Origin of the sequence: Kribbella ginsengisoli (genome assembly GCF_039537185.1) — a bacterium.
Taxonomy (GTDB): domain Bacteria; phylum Actinomycetota; class Actinomycetes; order Propionibacteriales; family Kribbellaceae; genus Kribbella; species Kribbella koreensis.
Window position 1 is genome coordinate 148,869 of record NZ_BAABAA010000005.1, and the last position, 24,678, is coordinate 173,546.

Annotated in this window: 27 protein-coding genes; 8 read left to right on the plus strand and 19 right to left on the minus strand. The window is 66.6% G+C overall.

Annotation, left to right across the window (positions count from 1 at the left end):
• The first annotated feature begins 14 nt into the window (after positions 1-14).
• Positions 15-191: a hypothetical protein gene (locus tag ABD768_RS19455; protein WP_343964338.1), complete on the plus strand. Its 177-nt coding sequence runs from the start codon at positions 15-17 to the stop codon at positions 189-191.
• 5 nt (positions 192-196) lie between these two features.
• Here the strand turns inward: ABD768_RS19455 and ABD768_RS19460 are convergent, their stop codons facing one another.
• The 4 genes from ABD768_RS19460 to ABD768_RS19475 all read right to left on the minus strand — a co-directional run bounded on the left by ABD768_RS19460 (position 197) and on the right by ABD768_RS19475 (position 5,336).
• Positions 197-574 carry a DUF1304 family protein gene (locus ABD768_RS19460; protein WP_343964340.1) on the minus strand — a complete coding sequence of 126 codons (378 nt, stop codon included), beginning with the start codon at positions 572-574 and terminating at the stop codon, positions 197-199.
• A gap of 54 nt (positions 575-628) precedes the next feature.
• The gene (locus ABD768_RS19465; RefSeq protein WP_344842464.1) at positions 629-1,963 is read right to left on the minus strand and encodes an ABC transporter substrate-binding protein; all 1,335 of its coding nucleotides are present in this window, start codon (positions 1,961-1,963) and stop codon (positions 629-631) included.
• A gap of 102 nt (positions 1,964-2,065) precedes the next feature.
• A complete protein-coding gene (locus tag ABD768_RS19470) occupies positions 2,066-4,288 on the minus strand; it encodes an FUSC family protein (protein WP_344842466.1) in 2,223 nt (740 codons plus the stop codon).
• A 157-nt stretch (positions 4,289-4,445) separates the two neighbouring features.
• Positions 4,446-5,336: a LysR family transcriptional regulator gene (locus ABD768_RS19475; protein WP_344842468.1), complete on the minus strand. Its 891-nt coding sequence runs from the start codon at positions 5,334-5,336 to the stop codon at positions 4,446-4,448.
• 57 nt (positions 5,337-5,393) lie between these two features.
• Between ABD768_RS19475 and ABD768_RS19480 the strand changes: the two genes are divergently transcribed.
• The 3 genes from ABD768_RS19480 (at position 5,394) to ABD768_RS19490 (ending at position 7,285) form a co-directional block, all read left to right on the plus strand.
• A complete protein-coding gene (locus tag ABD768_RS19480; protein ID WP_344842469.1) occupies positions 5,394-6,239 on the plus strand; it encodes an NAD(P)-dependent oxidoreductase in 846 nt (281 codons plus the stop codon).
• 23 nt (positions 6,240-6,262) lie between these two features.
• Positions 6,263-6,688, plus strand: coding sequence for an SgcJ/EcaC family oxidoreductase (locus tag ABD768_RS19485; RefSeq protein WP_343964350.1), 426 nt, complete (start codon positions 6,263-6,265; stop codon positions 6,686-6,688).
• Between the two features lie 159 nt (positions 6,689-6,847).
• A complete protein-coding gene (locus tag ABD768_RS19490; RefSeq protein WP_344842473.1) occupies positions 6,848-7,285 on the plus strand; it encodes an excalibur calcium-binding domain-containing protein in 438 nt (145 codons plus the stop codon).
• A 34-nt stretch (positions 7,286-7,319) separates the two neighbouring features.
• Here the strand turns inward: ABD768_RS19490 and ABD768_RS19495 are convergent, their stop codons facing one another.
• Together ABD768_RS19495 and ABD768_RS19500 are read right to left on the minus strand one after the other, a co-directional pair.
• Positions 7,320-7,646, minus strand: a complete 327-nt coding sequence (locus ABD768_RS19495) for a putative quinol monooxygenase (protein ID WP_344842475.1) — start codon at positions 7,644-7,646, stop codon at positions 7,320-7,322.
• Between the two features lie 121 nt (positions 7,647-7,767).
• Positions 7,768-9,990 (minus strand): RICIN domain-containing protein, encoded by a 2,223-nt coding sequence (locus ABD768_RS19500; protein ID WP_344842477.1) that lies wholly within the window; start codon positions 9,988-9,990, stop codon positions 7,768-7,770.
• Positions 9,991-10,138: 148 nt separating this feature from the next.
• Here ABD768_RS19500 and ABD768_RS19505 point away from each other — a divergent pair, with 148 nt between their 5' ends.
• Entirely contained in the window at positions 10,139-11,119 is a 981-nt protein-coding gene (locus ABD768_RS19505; protein WP_344842480.1) for a LacI family DNA-binding transcriptional regulator, read from the plus strand.
• A gap of 22 nt (positions 11,120-11,141) precedes the next feature.
• Here the strand turns inward: ABD768_RS19505 and ABD768_RS19510 are convergent, their stop codons facing one another.
• The 3 genes from ABD768_RS19510 to ABD768_RS19520 all read right to left on the minus strand — a co-directional run bounded on the left by ABD768_RS19510 (position 11,142) and on the right by ABD768_RS19520 (position 13,351).
• Positions 11,142-11,339 (minus strand): hypothetical protein, encoded by a 198-nt coding sequence (locus ABD768_RS19510; protein WP_344842484.1) that lies wholly within the window; start codon positions 11,337-11,339, stop codon positions 11,142-11,144.
• A 325-nt stretch (positions 11,340-11,664) separates the two neighbouring features.
• A complete protein-coding gene (locus tag ABD768_RS19515; protein ID WP_344842487.1) occupies positions 11,665-12,441 on the minus strand; it encodes an ABC transporter permease in 777 nt (258 codons plus the stop codon).
• Between the two features lie 10 nt (positions 12,442-12,451).
• Positions 12,452-13,351: an ATP-binding cassette domain-containing protein gene (locus ABD768_RS19520; protein ID WP_344842489.1), complete on the minus strand. Its 900-nt coding sequence runs from the start codon at positions 13,349-13,351 to the stop codon at positions 12,452-12,454.
• Positions 13,352-13,449: 98 nt separating this feature from the next.
• Between ABD768_RS19520 and ABD768_RS19525 the strand changes: the two genes are divergently transcribed.
• On the plus strand, positions 13,450-14,190 hold the full coding sequence (locus tag ABD768_RS19525) for a TetR/AcrR family transcriptional regulator (RefSeq protein WP_343964877.1): 741 nt from the start codon (positions 13,450-13,452) through the stop codon (positions 14,188-14,190).
• A 30-nt stretch (positions 14,191-14,220) separates the two neighbouring features.
• Here the strand turns inward: ABD768_RS19525 and ABD768_RS19530 are convergent, their stop codons facing one another.
• The 9 genes from ABD768_RS19530 to ABD768_RS19570 form a co-directional block, all read right to left on the minus strand.
• Positions 14,221-14,850 (minus strand): nucleoside/nucleotide kinase family protein, encoded by a 630-nt coding sequence (locus tag ABD768_RS19530; RefSeq protein ID WP_344842493.1) that lies wholly within the window; start codon positions 14,848-14,850, stop codon positions 14,221-14,223.
• A complete protein-coding gene (locus ABD768_RS19535; RefSeq protein WP_344842496.1) occupies positions 14,841-15,515 on the minus strand; it encodes an urease accessory protein UreD in 675 nt (224 codons plus the stop codon). Before ABD768_RS19535 ends, ABD768_RS19530 begins: the two co-directional genes overlap by 10 nt.
• Before the next feature lie 31 nt (positions 15,516-15,546).
• The gene (gene ureG / locus ABD768_RS19540) at positions 15,547-16,263 is read right to left on the minus strand and encodes an urease accessory protein UreG (RefSeq protein WP_343964368.1); all 717 of its coding nucleotides are present in this window, start codon (positions 16,261-16,263) and stop codon (positions 15,547-15,549) included.
• The gene (locus ABD768_RS19545; protein ID WP_344842499.1) at positions 16,256-16,942 is read right to left on the minus strand and encodes an urease accessory protein UreF; all 687 of its coding nucleotides are present in this window, start codon (positions 16,940-16,942) and stop codon (positions 16,256-16,258) included. The genes ureG and ABD768_RS19545 overlap by 8 nt, the downstream gene beginning before the upstream one ends.
• Positions 16,943-17,133: 191 nt before the next feature.
• A complete protein-coding gene (locus ABD768_RS19550) occupies positions 17,134-18,837 on the minus strand; it encodes an urease subunit alpha (protein ID WP_343964372.1) in 1,704 nt (567 codons plus the stop codon).
• A complete protein-coding gene (gene ureB, locus ABD768_RS19555; RefSeq protein WP_344842503.1) occupies positions 18,830-19,231 on the minus strand; it encodes an urease subunit beta in 402 nt (133 codons plus the stop codon). Before ureB ends, ABD768_RS19550 begins: the two co-directional genes overlap by 8 nt.
• Before the next feature lie 11 nt (positions 19,232-19,242).
• Complete coding sequence (locus tag ABD768_RS19560) at positions 19,243-19,545, minus strand: urease subunit gamma (protein ID WP_343964376.1); 303 nt, start codon at positions 19,543-19,545, stop codon at positions 19,243-19,245.
• Positions 19,542-21,194, minus strand: coding sequence for a purine-cytosine permease family protein (locus tag ABD768_RS19565; protein WP_344842506.1), 1,653 nt, complete (start codon positions 21,192-21,194; stop codon positions 19,542-19,544). The genes ABD768_RS19560 and ABD768_RS19565 overlap by 4 nt, the downstream gene beginning before the upstream one ends.
• 151 nt (positions 21,195-21,345) lie before the next feature.
• Complete coding sequence (locus ABD768_RS19570; protein ID WP_344842509.1) at positions 21,346-21,756, minus strand: MarR family winged helix-turn-helix transcriptional regulator; 411 nt, start codon at positions 21,754-21,756, stop codon at positions 21,346-21,348.
• A 100-nt stretch (positions 21,757-21,856) separates the two neighbouring features.
• Here ABD768_RS19570 and ABD768_RS19575 point away from each other — a divergent pair, with 100 nt between their 5' ends.
• On the plus strand, positions 21,857-22,918 hold the full coding sequence (locus ABD768_RS19575; RefSeq protein WP_344842512.1) for a substrate-binding domain-containing protein: 1,062 nt from the start codon (positions 21,857-21,859) through the stop codon (positions 22,916-22,918).
• A gap of 40 nt (positions 22,919-22,958) precedes the next feature.
• Positions 22,959-23,333, plus strand: a complete 375-nt coding sequence (locus ABD768_RS19580) for a hypothetical protein (protein WP_343964384.1) — start codon at positions 22,959-22,961, stop codon at positions 23,331-23,333.
• Here ABD768_RS19580 and ABD768_RS19585 read toward each other — a convergent pair.
• Positions 23,330-24,625 (minus strand): gluzincin family metallopeptidase, encoded by a 1,296-nt coding sequence (locus tag ABD768_RS19585; RefSeq protein WP_344842515.1) that lies wholly within the window; start codon positions 24,623-24,625, stop codon positions 23,330-23,332. The two genes, ABD768_RS19580 and ABD768_RS19585, sit on opposite strands and share 4 nt — an antisense overlap.
• Positions 24,626-24,678: the final 53 nt, after the last annotated feature.

The following is a 24,678-nucleotide window of genomic DNA, read 5'->3' on the forward strand; positions in this document are numbered from 1 at the left end:
ACAGGAGAAACACCATGTTCGCCATTATCGCCGCAGTGATCTTCGGACTCGCACTCATCCTCGACTGGGCCGACGCGTCCGTCAGCGATGCCTTCACCCCGCAGACCCTGCTGATGGCCGGCCTGCTCTGCATGGCCCTCCATCTGGCCGGCGTCGGCGCTGCCGCCAAGTGGGGCCGCCGTCGCCGCTGAGCCCGTCAGGTCGTCGCAGCGACGACGAGGAGGACGAGGTTCGGCACAGCCTCCATCACGGAGTTGAGCCAGAGCTTCGGCTGCGTGACCAGCATGACGACCGCAAGGAAGACATGCTGGCACGCGGTGAACAGGATCAGCGCCTGCCCGGCATCCGGATGACTCGTGTGCAGCAGGTACGTGCCGATGAAGAGCGCGGCCGCCGTCGTCAGGTTGTAGTACGCGATGCAGATCCGCCACAGCCGGACACCGTCGTAGTCGGCCGGCTTGATCAGGAACATGAAGTAGAGCCGGCGGTTCTTGTAGAACCACAGCTCCATCGCCCAGACCGATACCAGGATCACGCCGATCACGACGGCGAGGACCTGCACCGCAGTACTCATGTCAGCCACCCCCTGCGCACCAATATGGTACGAGTCTCTGACTAAATCAACCCTTCACCTGGTCTGGGCGATGTCCTTGTCGATCTGCTCGTCGGCCTTCTTGAGGGCGGCGGGCAGATCTTTGATGGTGCCGGATTCGTAGCGGTAGCCGACGTCTTGCAGGGTGAGGAGGTAGGCGTCGCCGTTCGGGGTGGCCGGCGGGCTGATGCTGTCCTTGTTCTGGGCGACATCGAGGAAGACCGACATGGCTGGGTCGGTGGCGAACTTCGGCGACTTCAGCGCATCCAGGGTCGACGGGACGTTGTGGATCGCGTTGGCGAAGTTGACGACCGCGTCGGTGTCGGTGGTGATGAACTTGACCAGTTCCCAGGCCGCGTTCTGCTTCTGGCTGGTGCTGGCGATTCCCACGATCGTGCCCGACAGGCCGCCACGTCCGTAGGTGTCGGCCTGGTCGTCGGGGACCGGCATCGGGGCGACGCCGAGGTCGAACTTGATCCCGGCCTCCTTCGCCATCCCGGCCCGCCACTCGCCGTCGAAGCTCATCGCGACCTGGCCGGTGTGCAGCGGGTTCTTCGCGCCGTACTGGTCGCCGAAGGTGGTCCGGTACTTCTCCAGCTTCGCGTAGCCGCCGAGCTCGTCGACGAGCTTCTTCTGGGTCGTGAACAGCTGGGTGAACCGGGGATCGCGCGACGCGTTCGCCTTGCCCTGGTCGTCGAAGTACTTCAGACCGAACTGGTAGCCGTAGAGCAGCAGCGTCGACGTGTAGCCGTGGAAGTTCGGCATGAAGCCGAGCTGGGTGTAGCCGTCGGCAGTCGGCTTGGTCAGCTTCTTCGCGACCGCCTCGAACTCCGAGAACGTCTTCGGCGGCGCGGTGATCCCCGCGGCCCTGAACGCATCCTTGTTGTAGTGCAGGCCGTACGTGTCCGCGAGCAGCGGCAGCGTGCATCGCTTGCCCTGGTACTGGGTGTAGTCCTGGATCGCCTTCGGGAAGGTCTTGTCCAGGTCGATGCCCGACTTGTCGAGGAACGGCTTCAGATCCGTGAGCACGTTGGACTTGCAGAACGCGCCGACGTTGGCCGAGCTGAACGACGACACCACATCCGGGGCGTTCGGCCCGCCGGCCCGCAGTGCCTGCTTGATCTTGTCGTCATTGATGTTGCCGACAGCCTTGACGTGGATGTTCGGATGCGCGGCCTCGAATGCCTTCACGTCGGCCTCGATCGCGGCCACCTCGCTCGGGGCGCTCCAGCCGTACCAGAAGATGATCGTGGTGTCCTTGGTGGCGTCGTCGCTCGCCTTGGGGGCGTCCGGAGTACCGGTGCAGGCGGCGGTCGCGAGGGCGATGGCGGCGGTGGCGGCGAGGGCTTTGGCGGGGCGGATTCGAGGCATTCGCACAGCTCCTGATCCGAACTGTTAGGAAAGTTACCTGATATTCCGTCGGACGTTAACGCGCTGACCGGTGGGTGTCAATTGCCCTGCGCAACAACAGGGTCAGACCTCGAGGGCGCGTTGCAGACGGCGCAATCCGTCGAGGTGATCAGCCGTCCAGAGCATCCGTACTGCGGTCGCGGTCCAGCTACCGTCGTCTGCGGTGAGGTCTGTTTGTACTGCGCTGACCAGCCGCTCCTCCGCGTCGCCGTCGCGCTCGATCGGTGTCGGCACCTCGCCTGCTCCGGCCAGTGCGAGAGCGGTCTCCTGGTACCAGTCCACGAGCACACCGGTGGAGTCGATCAGCTCCATCCGGGCTGCTGTGCGGTCGCCCGTGGGGGAGTCGCCGCGACTCCACAGCTCGAGGATGGCGTCGACAGTGATGCGCAGTACCGCTACCCCGGAGACCAGCGTCGCCACATTGGCCAGGGGGAGCTGCTTGCCGCCCCGCTCGGCCAGGTACGTCCGGAAGGCGTCGTCCAGCCGGCGTGCGGCATTCGCAGCCTTGCGGGACGCTTCATCCGGTACTGCGGCCGGCGGGGTTCGCGCATCGCAGCGGCTCACCGCATAGGCGATCGCCTGGCGCAGGTAGTGGGCGCTGTCGGAGTACCCCTCGGCGAGCGCCTGCTGCAGAGCAGCTGTTGCTCCGCGCGGCCAGAGGAGGAGTCCGACGAGCAGGCTCACCGCTGAGCCGATGGCTACGTCCTCGATGCGTACTAGCCCGATCTCCCAGCCCGCCGGGGAGATGATGTCGAACAGGATCAGCAGTACGCCGGTGAACGCGGCCTGGCCTGCTGCGAAGGAGAACGCTGCAGGGGCTAGTCCTGCGAGCAGTACTGCTATCGGCAGGAGGAACCAGGCGACGGTGGTGTTGGAGCCGATGGCCAGTACTACGGCGCCGCCGATGATGATGCCGGCCACCGTGCCGGCTAGACCGCGGAGGGCGTTCTGGCCGGTGCTCAAGGCGTTGGAGCGCAGTACGGCGAGGGTGCCGAACACTACCCAGAAGGAGTGCTGTACGCCGGTGAGGTCCGCGATCAGGACGGCTAGAGCGAGGCCTACCGCTCCACGGATGCTGTTGTGGAGCCAGACGGAGTGGAGCTCTAGGTGGGCGCCTGCACGTTCCTTGACAGATGACAGGGGTGAACCGGGGCCGATGGGGCCGCGGCCGAGGAGGTGACCCCACCAGCTGCGGCCGCGGGCGGCTACTGCTAGCTCGATGTTCTCCGCGATGGCTGCTACGGCGAAGCTCATCTCCTGGGCCCGGAAGGTTGGTTCGAGCGCGCTCACGAAGGCCTTCACCATGCTGTCGTCTCTGCCTGGTGACGGCGGTAGTTCGGTGACGGCTTGTTCCAGGGCGAGTCGTGCCTCGTGGAGTCGGCCGAGGGTCTCCTCGAAGCCGGTGAGGTTGCCGTCGTCGTTGTCGAGGACGTTGGCGGCTCGGTCGAGGAGGTCGGCGGCGGCTTCGTAGACGGCGATCAGGTAGGGGGCGGCGGGGCCGGGGGCGGGCATGCGGGGGTGGGGCTCTAGGACGGAGTTGAGCCAGATGACTTCGTCTACGACCCGGACCAGGGTTCGGGCGGAGGTTGAGAGGCCGGTGGGGCGGTACGGCGTACCGAAGAAGGTCTTGCGGAGTTCGGCTACTGCGGCGGAGGCTTCGCCGGCTTCGTAGATGAGGGCGGCTTTGCTCTCGGTGTCGGCTGGGTTGCGGAGACAGGCGAGGCCGGCTTGGAGGCGTCTGGCGAGGAGGGTGCAGGCGTGGGCGGTGGGGCCACGGAGGGGTTCTCGCGTGGGGGCCGGCCAGAGGAAGGTGATGGCGATGAGGGAGGCGGCGCCTGCCAGCAGCCAGCCGATGAGGCGGTCGGGGAGCGTGGTCATGCCGCCGGGGAGGCTGACGGGGAGGATGAAGCTGGCCAGGAGGGCGGTGGTGGCGCTGGCGAGCACTGAGCTGATGACGCCGACGAACAAGATGACGAAGGCAACGATCAGGGTCGCCAGGGCGGCGCCTCCCGCGGAGCCTGAGGCAACGGTACCGATCGAGATCAGGACCAGGCCGGCGACGATCAGGCTCAGCTGGGCCTGGATCCGCTCGAGCTTGCTCCCACTGAAGTCGACGAACAGTACGGTCGACATCGACCCGAACGACGCGAAGATCGCGATCACCGGATTGTCCAGCACCAGGTAACTGAACGCGAACGCCGAAGGCATCACCACCGCGGCCCGCCCAGCCCGCCGGGTAGCAGACAACCCCGCATCCTTGGCCCGGAGCCACTCGAGCAACCTCACCGCCCACCCCAAGTACCAGCCACGCCCCGAGCGTACGCCGCCCCGGCGGTCGCCAGCCAGCAAGTGCACGCGGCTCGTCAGCCCCCAGCTCGCCCGGCCGCGCCCCGGCGCCCCCACCCCTGCCCTGGGTCCACGCCTGGCGAGTCGGTCGGAGCGGTCAGCTGTGCAGGACGTCGAGGAAGGCGCGTGTTGCCGGGGACGGCGTTAATCCGTTGATGGTGGCGGTGTAGATCTGGCGGGGTGGCATGTCGTCGGGGTGGATGCGGACCAGCTTGATGTCGGGGCGGACTGCTTCGGCGGCCAGGGACGGGACCAGGGTGATTCCGGTGCCTGCGGCAACGAAACCTTGTTTGGCCATCCAGTCGCGGGCGACGAAGCCGATGTGAGGCTGGAAGCCGGTGCGGAGGCAGGCGGCGATCAGGGTGTCCTCGGGGCGGGAGCTGCCTGCTATCCACTGCTCGTCCTGCAGGTCGGTGAGGCGGACCTGGCGGCGGCGGGCGAGGCGGTGAGCCGGTGGCAGAGCGACGTACATGAAATCGTCTCGCAGTTTGCGGAGGTCGAAGCCGTCGAGGTGCTGGACCGTCGGGTAGCTGACGACGGCGACGTCGGCTTCGCCGGCGCCGAGGAGTTCGAGGAGGCCGGAGGTGAAGCCTTCGCGGAGGGTGATCCGGACGTCGGGGTAGCGGCGCTGGAAGGTGGCGATGGCTTGCGGGATGAGCGCGGCGTCGGCGGTGGCGAAGGCTGCTACCCGGAGTCGGCCGGTGGACAGTTCGCTCAGGTCGGTGAGTTCCTGGCGGGCCGCGTCGAGGCGGTCGAGGACGGCTTGGGCGTGGGGGAGCAGGCGGCGGCCGGGCTCGGTGAGTCGGACGCCTCGGGGGAGGCGGTCGAACAGCGTCGTACCGGCTTCGTCTTCGAGGGTTGAGATCTGCCGGGAGACCGCGGACTGGGTGTAGCCGAGGACCGGGGCGGCCGCGGTGAACGATCCACGGGCGGCGACGGCGACGAAGACCCGGAGCAGCGGGGTGGAGAAGTCATGCTGGATCGGCATGGGTTCCATGCTAGACATTCGCTACTCACATTGGTTGCCGGTGGTTAGGTTTGGGGCATGGACAAGAACACGAAGATCGCTTTCCTCGGCCTCGGCTCGATGGGCGCCCCGATGGCCCGCCGCGTCCTGGCCGCCGGCTATCCGCTGACCGTCTGGAACCGCACCACCACCCGAGCCCTCGCCTTCGCCGGAGCAGCCGTCGGTTCCGGCGCGGGCGCTTCTGAGGTGAAGGTGGTGGACTCGCCGGCCGAGGCGGTGCGGGATGCCGATGTGGTGATCACGATGCTGGCGGATCCGCCGGCGGTTCGCGAGGTCGTGGGAGCCTTCGCGAGCTCGCTGAAGCCAGGCACCGTGCTGATCGACGCGTCCACGATCGGCCCGGAGGTCGTCGGCGAACTGGCCGGCCTCCTCCCGCACGACGTCCAGCTGATCGACGCCCCGGTCATGGGCAGCGTCGACCGAGCGGCGAGCGGCGAACTCCTCCTGATGGTCGGCGGCGACGCAGACCCCGTACTACCTCTGCTCGAACTCTTCGGCACCGTCAACCGCACCGGTGATGTCGGCACCGGCGCCGCCCTGAAACTCGTCCTCATCAACGCCGTCATCAACGGAGTAGCGGTAGTAGCCGAAGCCATGGCTCTAGCCGACTCCCTAGGCCTCCCCGAAGCCCAGGTCAAAGCCGCCCTCTCCACCTCACCCCTCGCGGGCCTGGCCGGCCGCGCCTTCACCACAGACGCCTACTTCCCCGTCCGCCTAGCCGCCAAGGACGTCGCCCTGGCCACCGCAGCCGCCGACCTCCCGATCGCGCACGCCGTCCACACCCGCCTGACCGACTATCCCGAGGTCGCCGACGAGGATCTCGGCCAGATCGTCAAGTCCTTCCGGTCCTTGACCTCAAGTTAGCTTCAACTACGACGATGTCGGGCATGGACATCACCGGACAGATCCCCAGCCAGGCCGACGTCGACGCGATTCTTGCCCTGGTGGCGACTGTTGAGGAGGCGCAGAGCAAAGAAGATGCAGATGCGTTTCTTGCTTTGTTTCGTGAGGATGCGTTGTGGGTGACCGGGCACGGCAAGCGTCTGTATGGCCGCGACACCATTGCCGAATTCACCCGACGCGTACTGCCCGGCGCGACCGTGGAGTCCTACGCGACCTACACGCCCGACCACCTGCTCTTCGTCCGGCCCGATATCGCGGTCGTCAACGTCAACCAGAAGTACGCCCTCCGACCGGGCTCCACCAGCGAGCTGCCCGTTGATACCGGCAGTCCTGTGTACTTCCTGGCCAAGGACGACGGGGTATGGCGGATCGCGGCCGCGCAGAACACTGTCGTAGTACCGGAGCCGTGATCGCGCTAGGTAACGAAACAGGGACGACTCACCAGTAATGGCCGTTCACCCGTCGCGGAGTGTGATGAACGACTGGTAGGCATGGGGTCGCTCGGACCGAGGGGGCCCGAGCGACAACGATCCCGTCCCGGGGGGAACCGAGGACGGGTTGGGGGAGCAATGACCAGATTCCACCCTGCCCTGAAAGCCCTGACAGGCCTCATCGCAGCCACCGCCCTGACCACCGCCTGCGGCGCCACCACCACCGAAAACCGCGCCGCATCCCAAACCACGGTCACCACAACCATCACCACCACACCCGCCGCCAAGCCGGCCCCACTGGCATCGATCCCGCCCAAGAAGCCGACTGCCACCGCAGTACCAACCCTCAAGCCGAAGCCGAGAGTCACAACCCACAAACCGACCAAGAAGCCAACAGTCCGCCTCACCACCAGGCCCAAACCAAAACCCAGGCCAACCCCCACCAAAACAACAGAATCCGCCTATTACGCCAACTGCTCCGAAGTCCGAGCCGCCGGCAAGGCCCCGATCCACGCAGGCGAACCCGGCTACTCGAGGAAACTCGACCGGGACGGTGACGGCGTCGCGTGCGAGTAGCTGGTCCCTGGCCGTCTCAGGCCGGAACCACAGGTCAGCGGTTGACGGCTAGTTCGGCTAGGTCGGACCAGTTGGATTGGTCGAGTTTGAAGTTGACGATGCGGGGGGTTTCGGCGAGGTGGGGTGGGAGGTCGGACTGGGCGGATTTGAAGTGGGCGGAGTTCACGTGGGCGCCGGCGGCTTCGTCGTCGGCGAAGGCTTCGACCAGGACGTATTCGGTGGGGTCGTCGAGGCTGCGGGACCAGTCGAACCAGAGGTTGCCTGGTTCGGCGCGGGTGGCTTCGGTGAAGGGGGCGGTGATGGTGGGCCAGGTGTCGGCGTGTTCGGGGAGGACCTTGAATTTCGCGGTGATGAAGATCATTTGAGGGCTCCAGACAGGCGAGAACAGGACATCGCTGATGGTAGCGGCGGCTTGCCTGGCGGGAGGTGTCAAAAAGAGACAGCCCGCCCCGAGAGGGCCGGGGCGGGCTGTGACGGGATGGTCAGCTGACGGACCACTGCTGGCCGGCTGCGCCGGTGGCGGGCTCCTGCGTGACCTTGCTGCCGTCTGTGCTGGAGGCAGTGGTCATCGGCAACCCGCTGTGCGCGTTGACGATCAGGTACGCGCCGGATGCGACCTCCGTGACGATCCAGCGCTGGTTGGGTCGGCCGGTGCACGTCCACTGGATCACCTTCGTGCCGGCCGCGGTGAACCCACCTTCGGCGTCGGCGCACAACTGCGAGTAGACGTTGGTGATCGTGTAGGTGCCGTCCGCCTGGAGAGCAAAGTTCCAGCTCTGGTTCTGCTGCCCGGACGGCGACCAGGTGATGAGCTGGGTGCCAGCGGTCTTGGACCAGTCCGGATCGTCCAGCGCCTTACCGTTGGCCTTCAGAACGTGTACGCCGCTGAGCCCCGCCACAACACCAACCGCTGTCATGGTCAGCGCCTGCTCGGCCGCCGTACGCGACCCGCCGACGGCATCGCCCGTGCTGTTGGTCCAGTGCCGCACCGGCGTCGACTCGGTCAGCCGCCCTTGCTGCGACGACATCCCGAGCACCAGCCCGCTGTACCGGTTGACGAGCCGATACCCACCGCTCAACGCACCGGTCGACGAGGTGTTGGGTACGACGAACCACTGCTGCCCGACCGTCGGCCCGGTCGCACCAGGAGAAGTGACGGACAACGATGCGCCCCAAGCGCGGCCGGCGACGCCGGTCGGGTCGACGCCGAGCAGCCGGCCGGTCGACGCGTTCGCGATCCGGTACGAGCCGTCGCCGTTGGGAGCGAACGACCAGGCCTCAAGGGCTGATCCGGTCGCGCTGGCGAGTGACGTCGTCGTAGTACCGCCAGACAGTTGAGCCAGCACCCGACCGTTGCCGTTGGCAACTCGATAGGTCTTGGCCGGGTCGAGTGGCGGCGCGGCCGGCGTGGTCGAGTCGATCGCCAGATCGGCGTACTCACCGTCAGACCCCGCGCAGGCGATCGAGCAGTACGAACGGAAGGAGCGGCCGATGATGGTCGAGCTCGTCTTGTTCACCGGGTCGAGGAACCAGCGGTACCAGGAGCCTGACTTGTAGCTGCCCGAGTCGCCGATCAGGTACCACTTCTGGGTCGCGAGGTTGTCGGTGACGTAGAAGCGTTGAGTCTGAACACCCGAGACGACCTCGGGCTCACCGAGATACAGGCCCAGATACGCGTTGTAGGTGATGTTCATGATGAACAGATCCGACTTGGCGGGCAGTTGCCCGGCCGCGACCTGCTCGTCCACGTTGCCTGTGTTGGCAGGGCTGTAGTCGTCAGCCGTGGGCGTGTAGCCGTTCTGATTGGCGGCCGTCACCGGGACCAGGTTGCTTTCGAGTCCGCCGACGCCGGGCTGTGACCAAGCTCCGTCGTACCACTTCGACCACGACCCGGTCGCCATCTTGCCCGACAGCGGCGCCCGGGCGACGTGGGCGAGTCCGCCGTTGCTGCCGCCTTCGCCGGCCTTGGGGATGATGCGCGATCCGTAGTACACGTAGAAGTAGCCGGACGCGGTGTCGACGAAGAGCCGCTGGTCGCCGTCGCCGTAGTCGTAGGTCTCGTGCGGGAAGGCGGTGTTGTCGCCGCGCTTGATGCTGTACGGCGAGGTGATCGCGTGACCCTTGATCGTCCAGACCTTGCCCTGGTTGGTCGAGACGGCGTAGTCGATCGAGTCGTAGTGCAGGCCGTCGCCGAACGGCTGCGGCGTGAACTCGTTGTGGACCAGGCCGATCCAGTTGCCGGTGTCCGGATCGACCCAGGTGCCGATCAGGTCGCAGTAGTTGCGTTGCGAGTACGAGCCCGCGCCGCCGTTGACGTACGTCGACTCGAGACCGGTCGGGCTGTTGTTGCAGCGCCAGGTGGTGTCGCTGTTCTTGTCGCGGCTGTCGGCCGGATTGACCGCGCCGCTGATCGCGGTCGACTTGGTGGCGGTGTCGAAGTTGCTGCCCGTGTAGAAGTTCCACTGACGGGAGGCGGTCGCTTCGTACAGGGCGTGCGACTGCTGGAAGTAGAACGTGCCGTCCTTGTCGATGTACGGACTGGCCGGCGAGTCATCGGGGAACCGGTACGCCGTTGTGCTCGACCCGACCGACACCGTGTACGTGGTCGCCGGCGGGACAGGTGGCGTGGCGGCTGCCTGCAGGCCGCTGCCGGCGAGCGCGGCGGCGGTCATGATCGCGACGGAGACTCTCTGAAGTGTCGACATCGCTGCACCATAGGATCCATTTGACCGGTAAACAAGACCTCGATGCGCAGCGGGTGGGATTGACGTGGCGTCAGGACCGCCCAATACTGCTGGGATGTAGTTGACCGGTCCAACAACTTTGGGGTCGCCCGTGGTGACGATGCAGGACGTGGCCAATCGGGCGGGCGTCACCAAGCAGACCGTCTCGAATGTCGTGAACGGCCGCGCCGCCGTCCGGCCGGACACCGAGGCGCGGGTCCGGGCGGCGATCGCCGACCTCGGGTACGAACCGAACCTGGTGGCGCGTTCGCTGGCGACCGGTTCGACGATGACCGTCGGGTTGATCGTGCCGACCGTCGCCAGCCCGTTCTACTCCGAGATCGTCGAGGAAGTGGAGAACGTGCTGGACCAGCACGGCTACCACCTCGTCCTCTGTACTACGCGAGCCGACGGCGACCGCGCCAAGCGCCAACTGGCCGGCCTGTCGAGCCGGCTGGTCGATGCACTGCTCATCGCGGGCGATCGCGATCTGACCGATCCGCTCGCGCTGCTTCCGGACGCGCGGTTCCCGATCGCGTTGTGTGCCTGGGAGACCCAGATCCCTGACTCGCTGCCGGTGGTCACGATCGACTACGAGCACGCGGGGTTCCTGGCCGGTGAGCATCTGCGGAGCCTCGGGCATCGGCGCATCGCCGCGGTGGTCGAGCTGCCGACGCATGAACTACGGCTGGCTGGTCTCAGGCGTGCATTTGGGCACGACAAGGTGAGCGACGACCACGTGTTCGTGCCGACGAAGCCGACACCGGCCGGTGGGTTCGCGGCGGCTCAGGCGGCGCTGGCGGCGGACCCGGAGCTGACGGCGATCTTCGCGTCGCACGATCTGCTCGCGCTCGGGGTGCTCGAGGCGGTGAAGGAGTCCGGGCGGTCGGTACCGGGCGATGTCTCGGTGATCGGGTTCGATGACACGGCGCCGGTGGCGTTGACGCATCCGGCGCTCACCGCGGTCGCGATCCCCAGTCGCGAGATGGCCCGGCAGGCCACCGCACTGCTCTTGCGTGCCATCGACGAAGGCACTCAGCCGGTCAACTCGGCGCAACTCCTGCGCACCTCGCTCGTGATCCGCGACAGCACCGGACCGGCTCCTCGATAGCTGTGTCTCAGATGGCTGTAGCTCAGGCGGCGAGTTGCTGGCCGGCGTTCTTGCGGGCCCAGACCGCGCGGCGGAGCTTGGCCTTGTCGGGGTAGCCTGCGGCGCGGCCGATCAGGTACACGTCGTGGCTGCGCATGTTGACCATCGCGGCGACGTACCAGACCGGGTTTCCCTCGGCCAGCATGGTGACGATCATCTGCTGTGCGCTGTTCTCGGACATCCTGACCCTCTCCTCGATCCGTGGTTCCTGCTCTTACTGCTACGTCGGATCCGGATCGCCGATTTCGACATCCGGCCAGAACTTTTTCCAGGAGCCGAGAGGATTGAGTAAAGGCCTGGTAAAAAACGAATGCCCCGATCGATGATCGGGGCATTCGTCCGTGCGGGTCCCGGGGGGAGTGGGACCTCCACACGTGGGGGGACTTCGAATTTATCCCCGATCGGGGGTCAGGGTCGCACCTTTGCGGCGATTCCCGAATCACCAAAAGCCGAGCGGTTCGAACCGTGCGCCCAACGGTCGGGTCAAAGGCTTGTTCGTTGCGGACTCATCGAGTGGTTCTGCGGCGGTAGAGCACCGTCGCGAGAGTGGTCGAGAAGAGGAGCAGGCCGCCGCACCAGGCCAGTGCGAGCCGGCCGTTCGAGCCTAGCGGAGTACCGGTCAGGAAGCTGCGGACTGCTTCGATCACCGGCGTGATCGGCTGGTGTTTGCTGATCGGCCGGAGGAAGGCCGGCATCGTCTCGGCCCGGACGAACGCGCTGCTCAGGTACGGCACGAACAACATGAAGAAGCCCAGTGCACTGGCCGACTCGACCGACTTCGCGATCACGCCGAGCGCGGCGGCGAGCCAGGACAACGCGATCACGTAGAGCAGCAGCAGACCGATCGCCGCGAGCCAGTCGACCACGCCGGCGTTCGGGCGGAAACCCATCGCGAGGGAGGCCAGGATGACGAGACCGGTGGACACTGCGTTGCGTACGACGCTCGCGGTGACGTGGCCGGTCAGCAGGGCGAAGCTGCGGATCGGCAGCGAGCGCAAGCGGTCGATCATGCCCGTCGTCATGTCGTCGGCGACAGCCATCGCGGTACTGGCCGCACCGTACCCGGTGGTCAGGAGCAGGATGCCGGGCACGACATAGTTGATGTACTGCGTACCGGTGTCGATCGCGCCGCCGAAGACGTACACGAAAAGCGCCATCATCATCAGCGGCAACAGGATCGCGACGAACAGGGTGTCCACGTTGCGCCGGCTCAACCGCACGCTGCGATCGACCATCGTCGTCACGTCGCTGACGGCGGCGCCGAATCCTTGGTGAGTGCTCATCGGGTCGCTCCTACGCGGTCAGGGTGAGGAAGACGTCGTCGAGCGTCGGGCGGTGTGACGACACTCGGGCCGGTGGCAGGTCGTGGTCGCGGAGCAGATCCAGTACGTGCAGCAGGTGAGCGGCCGAACCGTCGGACGGCAGGTTGACCACTCGTCCGTCGGTGAGGCCGCCGAGCAGGTCGCTGGCCTTGGCCGCGGTCGACTCGTCGTCGAAGTACAGCTCGATGCGTTCACCGCCGACCTGTGTTTTGAGTGAGTCGGCGGTGCCGGACGCGGTGATCCGGCCGTCGTCGAGCAGCACGATCCGGTCAGCCAGGCGGTCGGCCTCGTCGAGGTACTGGGTGGTGAGCAGGATCGTCGTACCGTCGCGGACCAGCTCGCCGATCGCGTCCCACATGGTCAGCCGGCTGGCCGGGTCGAGCCCGGTGGTCGGCTCGTCGAGGAAGATCACTCGCGGTCTCGCGATCAGGCTCATGGCCAGGTCGAGTCGGCGCATCATGCCGCCGGAGTAGGTTTTGGCTCGGCGGTTCATCGCGTCGGTGAGTTCGAAGCGCTCGAGGAGTTCGGCCGCTCGCTTGGTGGCGGTGGTCCCGCCCAGGTGGGTCAGGCGGCCGATCATGACGAGGTTCTCGCGGCCGGTCTGGTTGTCGTCGACCGCGGCGTACTGGCCGGTGAGGCTGATGACGCCGCGGACCTTGGCCGGGTCGCGCACTACGTCGTACCCGGCGATGGCCGCTTTGCCTGCGTCGGGGCGGGTGAGGGTTGTCAGGATTCGCACGATGGTGGTTTTGCCGGCTCCGTTCGGGCCGAGCAGGGCCAGTACGGAGCCTTCCTGTACGTCGAGGTCGATGCCTCTGAGTACTTCGGTGGTGCCGTACGACTTCCGCAGGCCGGTGGCTTCGATGATCATTCACCCTCCCCTGTACTGCGTACTTGCTACGCTAATTAGCGTAGGCGATACGCAGTGCGGGTGTCCAGTGCGACGGTTCCTAGACTGAGGCGGTGGAGATGAGCGAGCAGCCCGAACTGCCGGCGGACGTGGCGCTGATGTGGGGGCTGCGGGACGTCACCAAGCGCGGGCCGAAGCCGTCGTTGTCGGTCGGCGACATCACTCGGGCGGCGATCGAGCTCGCTGATGCCGAGGGGCTCGCCGCCGTCTCGATGGCGCGCGTTGCCGAGCGGCTCGGGAACTCGACGATGGCGCTCTACCGGCATGTGAAGAGCAAGGATGAGCTTCTTGTGCTGATGTCGGATGCCGCGTTGGAGCGGCCGGAGCCGTTGCCGGCCGGCGCCGATTGGCGGGCGGGGTTGACCTTCTGGGCGAAGGGGGTGCTGACGGCGGTACGCCGGCATCGGTGGTACGCGAAGCTGCCGATCTCGGGGCCGCCTGCGGGGCCCAACAATCTTGCGTGGTTCGACTCGGCGCTCGGTGCGCTGAAGGACACCGGGTTGAGCGAGGAGAGCAAGGTCGGGATCGTGATGGGGCTGATGACGTACGTGCAGGGTGAGATGCGGCTGAGCATGGACCTCGCCACCGGCTTCTCCGAGAACCCGGATGCCTTCACCCGGTACGGCGCCACGTTGTCGCGCGTCGTCGATCCCCGTGAGCTACCTGCCTTGGCGAAGGTGCTGGCCGCGGGCGTGTTCGACCAGGTCGATGCTTTCGAGGTGACCGAGGAGGCCGACTTCGACTTCGGGCTTCAGCTCTATCTGAACGGCGTGGCCGGGTTCATCGATCGGGCCGAGTAGCGGTGGGTCTCCTAGTGAGGCTGCTGCTGGTCAGGCGAGGGTCAGGATCGCGTCGGCGTTGGGTTTGGTGGCGGCGATGAGTTGGGCGTTGGTTTCGTCGGAGCCGTAGGTGCGGTCGTGGGCTTCCTGGGGTGAGCGGCCGAATCTCTGGTGCCTCGCTTCCAGCCTGGCGTGTCTGAGGTTGTCGTCCAGGTCGATGTACCAGCACTCGTCGAGCAGTGTGCGCGCGGTCGCCCAGGGTTGCTGGTCGAAGAGCAGGTAGTTGCCTTCGGTCACCACCAGGGTGGTCTCTGGTGGGACGGGGATGGCGGCGGCGATGGAGTCTTCGAGGGAGCGGTCGAATCTGGGGGCCCAGATTGTTTCGGTCGGTGAGTCCTTGAGCCTTTTGAGGAGGGCGACGAAGCCGCAGCCGTCGAAGGTCTGGGGGGCGCCCTTGACGGCGGCGAGTCCGCGGTCTTCGAGTGCTGTCTGGGCGAGGTGGTAGCCGTCCATCGGGACGAGTGCGACCTTGTGGCCGTTGGCAACCAAGTCCGCGGTGAGCCGTTCGGCGTACGTCGATTTGCCGGCCGCGGGGGCTCCGGTGATGCCGAGGATCGCTCGTTGTCCTTTGGTGGCGAGCGCCACGGCCCTGGCGAACGCGGTCTCTCGATTCAGCTGCACTCGGAGATCTTGTCAGGCTTGCTCGACGCTGCCCAGCTTTGCGCAAGATCGCTCAGATGCTGATCCTGAACCAGTCGGCGGACCATCGAGCCCGGTCCTTCGAGTTGCAGGGTGTCGGGGGAGTCCGGGAGGCGCCGGCCGAGGGTGGTGATCGAGTCGAGGCAGCGCGCGCCGCCGAGAATCGCCCAACCGGGTCGCGCCGCTGGGGTGAGGTCCAGGTCTTCGGCGAGGATCAGCTGACCATCGAGGTGTGCTCGCTGAGAGGAGTGCAGAGTGCCGCCGATTTCGCCGTGGCGCCCGAACACCAGCGACTCGCGCACCGCCAGCTCGCAACCGGTCTCCATCTCGACCGTCATCGACCTGGCGACATCGGCCCCTTCCGAAACAACGAACGGCTCACCATGCCAGCTGAGCTCGGCTCCGTCAGTCAGCTGGACGGATACGTCCCACCGAGCCGATCCACCACGCATCGCGTACGCGACGGTGCCCGCCGTCTCAACGATCTCGACCCGAACCGGCCCACGGACCACGACCTGAATCTCCACCTGATCGCCGGCAAGCAGCAGAGCTGAGGCGGCGACCAACGCGACTCGGACAACCCCGTCAGCCGCCTGCAACCGACGCGGCGAGAGCAGCCCGGTGGTGAGTAGGCACCGATCCCTCACTGGATCGGCAACTACCTCTATCCGAGTCGGGTTAATGGGAGTGGGCATGGGTGTGGGAGATGAGTTGGCCGTTTTCGTCGGTGTGGGAATGGGGGGCCATCGGGCCGGGGTCTACTGGGGTGTGGGTGCCGGTGTGGACTAGTTGGGTCATGGTGAGGACCCAGTCCTTCAGACGGCGGACTGAGTCGGGGTCGGTGCGGGACAACGCCAGCACCGGCTTGCCTTGGCGGGCTGCCTCGGCGTCGGCGACCATTTGGGGGACGTCGACTCCGACGTACGGGGCCAGGTCGGTTTTGTTGACGATGAGAAGGTCTGCGCGGGCGATGCCGGGGCCGCCTTTGCGGGCGACGTCGCCACCGCCGGCTACGTCCAGTACGAAGATCTGCGCGTCGACCAGTGCGGGGGAGAAGGTCGCGGTGAGGTTGTCGCCGCCGGACTCGACCAGGACGACGTCGAGTGGGGCGAAGTCGCGTTCGAGGTCCTCGACGGCGATCAGGTTCGGGGTGACGTCGTCGCGGATCGCCGTGTGCGGGCAGGCGCCGGTCTCGACTGCGCGGATGCGTTCGGGATCGAGTACGCCGGCCGCGCGCAGCAGCCGCGCGTCCTCATCGGTGTAGATGTCGTTGGTGATGACGCCGAGCTGGAGCTCATCGGCGAGTTCGCGGCAGACCATCGCGATCAGCGAACTCTTGCCGGTACCGACCGGCCCGGCGACGCCCAGACGAAACGAGCGAGTGTTCTCAGGCATGGAATAACCTCATTCTCTCGACAGCATGAGCTTGTGCGAACACATCCACCAACGGAGCCCCGTACGCCGGAATCGCAGCGACCGTCGTCGTCCCGCTGACCGCGCTGACCAGTTCCTCGATCGCGGGATGAAGCTTGAGCAGCCAACTCGCCGCATCCGCCGGATCCACCGGCAACAACTTGAGCGAAGCGGCCACGACCGTCTGCGCATCGTCGTACCCGACCAACCGCGCAGTCTGCTCCGCCGACAACCCGGTCACCGCCGCCACAACCCCAACCACCACCGGCCGCGCGATCTCCGCATCAGCCTTCAAATACTCAGTAGTCCTGGGCCACACCCGCGAAGCCAACCGCAGATAAGCCCGCCCCTGCCGACGAGACGCAGCCCGCAACGCCTGACTAGGAGTCCTCGCCGCCCAGGCAGCCTCAGCCTCCTCCACCAACTCCCCATCGAGAGCAAGCCGCCGCGCCACCACCGCAGTAGCAGCCTCCACGCGAACAATCGTCCGCAACCGATCCGCCGCATAGCCCGCAACCTCACCCAGCCGCGCGCCGTCTCCTCCGAGCCCCGCCCGCACAGCAGGCTCCAACCCACCCGACTGCGTATGCCCACCGGTCGGCAACCGCGCATCGGCCAGCATCATCGCAACCAGCTCCGGCGACCCCGCTGCGATCCCCACCGGCCCGGCTCCGGCTGCCGCAACTGCCCCTGCGCTTCCTCCGGCGGCGTTCTGCCCGGCTGACGGCGACATGGTCTGGTGGGCGTGAACACCTTCTGGCGACCTTGAACAAGCTATTTCATGTTCAAGGTCGCCGTTAGGTGTTCGAGGTCGCCGCGACTGGTCGCCGGTCGCCTCTTCGGAGGTGTTCATCAGAAGAGGTTGTAGAGCTGGGCTAGGGGGAGTTCGGTGGCGGGGGAAGGCTCGATGAGGTCGCCGTCGACTTTGATGGCGAAGGTTTCCGGGTCGATGTCGATGGTGGGTAGTGCGTTGTTGTTTTTCATCTGGGCTTTGCCGACGTCGCGGGTGGGGCGGACGCCTTCTAGACGTCGTCTGAGTTGCAGGCGGTCGGCCAGGCCGTCGTCCAGGGCGGCGGGGGAGACGAAGGTGATGGAGAGGTCGGCGCCGATCGCGTCGCCGAATGCGGGGCGCATGAGGACTGGCTGGGGTGTCGGGATGGAGGCGTTCGGGTCGCCGAGTGCGGCCCAGGCGATTGCGCCGCCTTTGATCACCAGGCGGGGGCGTACCCCGAAGTACGCGGGATCCCAGAGCGCGAGGTCCGCGAGCTTGCCGACCTCGACCGAGCCGACCAGGTGATCGATGCCGTGGGCAACGGCCGGGTTGATCGTGTACTTCGCGACGTACCGGCGAGCGCGTTCGTTGTCGGCGGGGAGGCTGGTACCGAGGGAGCCGCGGCGTGCCTTCATCACGTGGGCGACTTGCCAGGTGCGGGTGATGACCTCGCCGATTCGGCCCATCGCTTGGGCATCCGACGAGGTGACCGACAGCGCGCCGAGGTCGTGGAGGATGTCTTCGGCGGCGATCGTGGTCGCGCGGATCCGCGACTCGGCGAACGCGAGATCCTCCGGTACGTCGGGGCTGAGGTGATGGCAGACCATCAGCATGTCGAGGTGCTCGGCGACGGTGTTGACCGTGTGCGGCAAGGTCGGATTGGTCGAGCCGGGGATGACGTGCGGATGGCTCGCGATCGACAGGATGTCCGGCGCATGCCCACCGCCGGCGCCCTCGACATGGAACGCGTGGATCGACCGGCCGTCGATCGCCCGCAACGTCGACTCCACGAAACCGGCCTCGTTCAAACTGTCCGCATGCAGCGCGACCTGCAACCCCCATGCGTCCGCGGCCGTCAACGCCGCGTCGATCGCCGCGGGCGTCGAACCCCAATCCTCGTGCACCTTGTAACCGGCCGCCCCCGCGAGCGCTTGCTCGGCCAGCCCCTCAGCGCTGACCGTATTCCCCTTGCCCAGCAGCAAAACGTTGAGCGGAAGGGCGTCGAGAGCCCGATGCATCTGCGCCAGATGCCAAGCCCCCGGCGTCACCGTCGTCGCCTTCGACCCCTCACTCGGCCCCGTCCCACCCCCCACGATCGTGGTGATCCCGGTGGCGGATGCCTCGTGCAACTGCGAGGGCGACAGCAGGTGTACGTGGGAGTCGATCGCCCCGGCCGTAAGAATCCGTCCCTCGCCGGCGATGACGTCCGTCGACGGGCCGATCCGCAGATCCGGGTGAACGCCGTCGGCGATATCCGGGTTGCCCGCCTTCCCCAGCGCGACGATCAACCCATCCCGAATCCCCACATCAGCCCGAACCACACCCCACCAGTCCAGCACCAGTACGTTGGTGATGACCGTGTCCGGAGCCCCCTCCCCACGAGTCGTCGTCCCCTGGGCCATCGACTCCCGGATCGACTTCCCACCCCCGAAGATCGCCTCCTCGCCCCCGACAGTCCGATCCTCTTCCACCTCGATCCACAGATCCGTATCGCCCAACCGAACCTGATCCCCGACAGTCGGCCCATACAACGCCGCATACGCAGCCCGCGAAATCTCAGCCATGGTCCACCGCCGGTGGGGTTGCGCCGCCCGGGGTCGGCTTGAGGTCAGCCGGCGTCGGCTTGAGTTGGATGCCTGGTACCAGGCGCCGGCCGGCCAGCGCGACGGCGACGACCTCGCGGGAGGCGCCGGGCTCGAAGCGTTGCGACGTACCGGAGGGGATGTCGAGTCGGAAGCCTTGCGCTGCCTCGCGGTCGAAGGCGAGGGCGGTGTTGGCGTCGGGGAGATGCAGGTGGGAGCCGATCTGCACGGGCCGGTCGCCGGTGTTGACGATCACCAGCGTCAACTTCTGGCGTCCGGCGTTCAGTTCGATCGTGCCGGGGGCGACTCGTACTGCGCCGGGCCCCCAGTTGCCCGCCCCCTGTCCTTCATTGCTAAGTCTAATCTGGTTGCTCATCAGATCCCCGATCAGATTATGGGGCTGTGGATAGTGACCAGTTTCCGGCCGTCTGGGAAGGTCGCTTCGACCTGGACGTCGGTGAGAAGTTCGGCGACGCCGTCCATGACCTGGTCTCGGGTGAGGACTGTGCGGCCTTGTTCCATCAGGTCGGCGACGAGGGCGCCTTCGCGGGCGCGTTCGATCACCCAGGTGCTCAGCAGGGCGACCGATTCGGGGTGGTTGAGCCGGACTCCCCGGGCCAGGCGGTCGCGGGCGACCATCCCGGCCACGGAGAGCAGCAGCTTCTCGATCTCGGACGGGGTGAAGTTCACGCCTGGGCCGCCAGTACGTGGTCGGCGACCTTGTCTGTGCTCAGGCAGAGCGAACAGACATAGGAGTCGTGCGTTTCGCAGGCCGTCATGTCGGGGCGCTCGTAGTCCTGCCGGCAGACATGGCAGGTCAGTACTGCGCCTGACGGGTTCCCGTGCTCGTCGAACATCGGCAGCTCAATCCCATCGCTCGTGCGCCGGAGGTAGTACTTCCCGCGAGTCACGATAGCCAGCACCGGCGGCAGAACGAGCGCAAGCACGATGGCGACGAGTGGCGAGTACGGCTTGATCCCGTCGCCGAGTCCGCCGAAGAAGACCAGGATCGAGACGCCCGCGGCGACCGCCATCGACACGAAGCCGACCGGGTTCACGGCATAGAGCATGCCGCGACGGAACTCGGGCACCTTCGGCGACAGCTTCAGCAGGTACTTGTTGAAGACGATGTCGGAGGCAACGACCACGATCCACGCCATCCCGCAGTTCGCGTAGAAGCCGAGGATGGTGTTCAGGAAGTCGAACATGTTGGCTTCCATCAGCACCAGCGCGATCACCAGGTTGAAGCCGAGGAAGACGAGCCGCCCGGGGTAGTGCTTGGTCAGTCGCGTGTACGAGTTGGTCCACGCGAGCGACCCGGAGTACGCGTTCGTCACGTTGATCTTCACCTGACTGATCACCACCAGTACTACGGCCAGCGTCATCGCCAGCCACCCCGGCAAAAACCCACGGTAGATCTCCAGGAACTGATGCACTGGCTCGTTGGCGACCGAAGCCCCGTCAGTCACGGACGCGATGATGTAGACGGCCAGGAACAGCCCGATCACCTGCTTGATCGCACCGAAGATCACCCACCCCGGACCGGCCAGCAACATGTGCGTCCACCACCGCCGCGAGTTCTCCGGCGTCCTCGGCGGCATGAATCGCAGGTAGTCGATCTGCTCGGCGATCTGCGCGATCAGCGAGAGGCAGACACCCGCCGCGAGCAGCATCGAGCCGACATCGGTCGCGCCCTTGCCGTCCTCACCCTGGTACTCGAAGAACGACGACACCGACTCCGGGTGCGACACGACCAGGTAGACGAACGGCAGCACCATCAGCAGCAACCACAGCGGGGTCGTCCACACCTGCAGCGTGGACAGCACTTTCATCCCGTAGATCACCAGCGGGAAGATCACCAGCGTCGAGACGGCGTACCCGAGGGCCAACGGCACATGCAGACCCAGTTTGAGTCCCTGCGCCATGATCGAGCCTTCGAGCGCGAAGAAGATGAAGGTGAAGGACGCGAAGATCACGTTCGTCACCACCGACCCGTAGTACCCGAAGCCGCTGCCGCGGGTGATCAGGTCGAGGTCGATGTTGTAGCGCGCGGCGTAGTACGCGAGCGGCAGGCCGGTCGCGAAGATGACGACGGCGAAGATCCCGATGCCCCACAAGGCGTTCGTGGTGCCGTACGAGATGCCGATGTTCGCGCCGATCGCGAAGTCGGCGAGGTAGGCGATCCCGCCGAGCGCCGAGACGGCGACGACGCCGGTCGACCACTTGCGGTAGGACCGCGGCGCGAACCGCAGCGTGTAGTCCTCGAGTGTCTCGCGGGTGGCGGCGGTGGGCTCCGACGGGGGAGCGGTGCGGTGGTCGATGGAGGGTTCAACGGTCATGGCGAACTCCTGCGGCACCTTCGGGCGGAGACGGTGCAGGGCGCCCGGCGACGTTGCCGGACTGATGCACCCGAATGGAAGGAACCTAGGAACGCCGCGTTACGCCGGTGTTTCCAAACCGCTAAGACCGTGTATTTCCATCTGGAAGGATCTAGAGCGAGCGCTGGAGCCGGCGGAGCCCGCCCGCCAGATGCTGCAGCCGGTCGTCGCCGAGCTCGGTCGCGATGGCGGATTCGACTCGGCGTTCCTCGGCCCGCAGCCGCTCGGCGACCGTTGTGCCGACCGGGGAAAGCGCGGTGACGACGCGTCGGCGGTCGTCGGCGTGGATCCGGCGTACGACGAGGCCGCGCTCCACCAGTTTGTCGACGTGACGGGTGAGGCTCGCGTTCGGAAGTACCGCCTGGGCGGCGAGTGTGGACATCGGCTGACCAGGCTCGTCGGCCAGCGCCGACATCACCCGCCACTGCTCCAGCGACAGGTCGAAGTCGGCCAGGATCGGCCGCAGTTCGTGCTCGATCCGGCGTTCGGCCTGCTTGAGCAGCAGGAGCAGACTGGCGGTCATCGTCCCTCCCCGTGTCTCACGTTCTGGTGAATATAGCTCAGAGCTCGGAGTACCGAGCAGGACTGAGCCACACTGTCCGAAAGGCTGAAGGAGGTCCGGCGTGCGCGAGCTGCTGTCGATCGCCTTCGTCGTGCCCTTGCAAGGACCGACCGGCATCTACGGCCCGTCCTGCCTGGCCTGCGGCCAGCTCGCCGTCGAGCAACTCAACGCCAGTCGCGGGATCGCCGGCCGCCAGGTCGAGCTGGTCCAGGTCGACGCCGGCCGGGCGCCTGAGATCGTGGCCGAGGAGGTCGGCCGGCTGGTGGACAGCGGTCGCGTCGACGCGGTCGCGGGCTGGCACATCTCCGCCGTACGGGTCGCCCTCACCCGGCGGATCGGCGGCAAGGTCGTCTACGCGTTCGCCGCGATGCATGAAGGCGGCGACGATACGCCGGGCGTTTTCATGCTCGGCGAGCGGCCGGTGAACCAGTTGCTTCCGGCAACACATTGGATCGGCGCGCAGCACGGCGTACGGCGCTGGGCGGTGGTCGGCAACGACTACATCTACCCGCGAGTGACGGCGGCGACTACCACGAAAGCCTTACAGGGTTCGGCTTCCTCGATCGTCCAGTCGGACTTCGTTCCGCTCGGTACCTCGGACTTCGGCAGCGTGATCCAAGGACTGGAACAGGCCGACGTCGAGGGTGTGATCATGCTCCTGATGGGTCAGGACGCGGTCCACTTCAACCGCCAGTTCGCCAAGGCCGGCTTGAGCGAACGCTTACTCCGCCTCAGCCCGGCGATCGAGGAGAACACCCTGCTCGCTGCCGGACCCACCGCAAACAAGGGCTTGTATGCCGCCGCCGCGTACTTCGACGGCCTCTCCACCACCGAGAGCGGCGAGTTCGCCCGCGACTACTACGCCCGGTTCGGCACCTGGGCGCCGGCTCTCAACGCGGTCGGCGAGTCCTGCTACGAGGCCGTCCGCTTCCTTGCCCGGCTGGGCGAAATGGCCGGTTCGATCAGTATCGACGCGGTCTCCGCGCTGCCGACCGGCCACTTCTACGACAGCCCGCGCGGGCTCATGCGGCTGGACGGAAACCTCGTGGACCAAGACGTCTATCTCGCTTCGGCCAACGGTCTCGAGTTCACCGTCGAAGACCAGATCGCCAGGACCGGCTGAGCCATCCACAACCGGTGATTTCTCGGCTACTCTCGGTCGGATGTTGCAAGAACTCGCCAACTTGCTCATCCCCGCACCGGAGTTCTCGATCCGTCCGAACACGGTGCACGGAGACGAGATCGTGCTGCGCGGACAGCCGTTCACCGAGGACGACGGGGAGTGGCTCGACCGCTCCGTCGTCGAGGGATTGCTGCGCGATCCCGACGTACAGCCGGTCCTGATCGGCCGGTTCGAGGATCGGGGCGTCGGCGCCCACCGTTTCGACGGCCGGAGCCGGGTGTGGCGGCCGTTCGTGCTGGCCAACTACATCCGCGACGACGGATATCCGCCGGCCGGCTCGGACGAGTGCCTGGTCGCGTACCGGTGGACCTCGCCGACCGGCAAAGCCCTGCTGGTGTTCGAGTTCGACTGCTAGCGCTGCTGGAGATCCTTGAAGAGCTGGGCCTCGGTGCGGCCGAGTTGCGCGGTGAAGATCAGGTCGCGCTGGTTCTGGCTGAACCCCTGCCGGGCCAGTTCCTTGTAGACCTTGGCGAGCTTGGTCGCGCCGTACTTGTCGACGATGTAGTCGACGACGTACCAGCCGACCGGGTAGGAGCTCTTCACCGTGTCGTAGAACTGCTCGTCGGTCGGCAGCGCCTTGAGCTTGCTGAAGTACTTCGAGCGGACCATCGTGCGGTAGCGGGCCAGATCGAGGTCGCGCTCACCCTGCATCGGCAACTGCTCGATGTACTCGGCCGTGCCCTCGACCATCCAGACCGGCGCGTCGACCCCGTACTGCGCGGTCGCGACGTGGGTGAACTCGTGCGCCAGCACTCGCGCGTCCAGCTCGTCGCGGTACCGCGGATTGACCACTACATAGGCGCCGCCGAACGTGCCTTCGCTCTGCACCTCGCCCGGCAGCGTCCGGTAGACGAACGTCGCGGTCGCCAGGAAGTCCTCGGCGTCCTTCGGCTTGGTGTAGTCGGCGATCCGGACCCTGCGGTCGTCCAGCGCGATGACCAGTCCGCCGCCGCGCCAGTTGGCCGACCAGAGCTTGTTGACGGCGCGAACGGCGGATTCGGCTTCGGTGAGGATCGACTTGGCCAGTTGTGTCTTGCCTTGTTCGACAACCACGAGGGCGCGGGCTGATCGGCGTACCAGCACGGGACCGACGTCCCAGGCCTCCTTGTGCGCGCCGAACGGCAGGGAGCTGTCCAGGTAGGTGTCGTTGATGAGCAGGTACCGCCCGCCGCGCTGGACGAACATGTAGCCCAGCGGGGCCTTCACCAGCCCGTCGTCGATGCCACCGATCTGGTAGGACATCACCACGCTGACCAGGTAGGTCGTCGGCCCGTACTTGTCGAGCAGCCCCTGCTCGAACTGCGGCCGGTCCTGCAGATAGTCGAGCTTCACGAATCCGAACTGGACCAGATTCTCGAACAGCACCATCTGCTTCGCCAGCAGCAGCTTGTTCTTCGGATCCACGTCAGCCAGGAACTGAGCCTCGTTGTTCTCGAGCACCGCCGCCGCACGGCGCTTCAGAATCGTATCCACAGCAGCACTCTGCGCAGTCACATCGACCTGTACTGCGGTAGGCCGCGGCGCACTCACCACCGCCACCGGCTCCGGCGTCCCGCTCCCGCGCGAGTGCAAAGCCACCCCACCCGCGACCCCGCCGCCCACGACAACCACCACCCCAGCGGCAGCCAGCCACGCACGCCGACCCATGATTTCCCCTCCCCAGGCCCCCCGGCCACGCTAAAAGCAAGCGCTTATCTGTA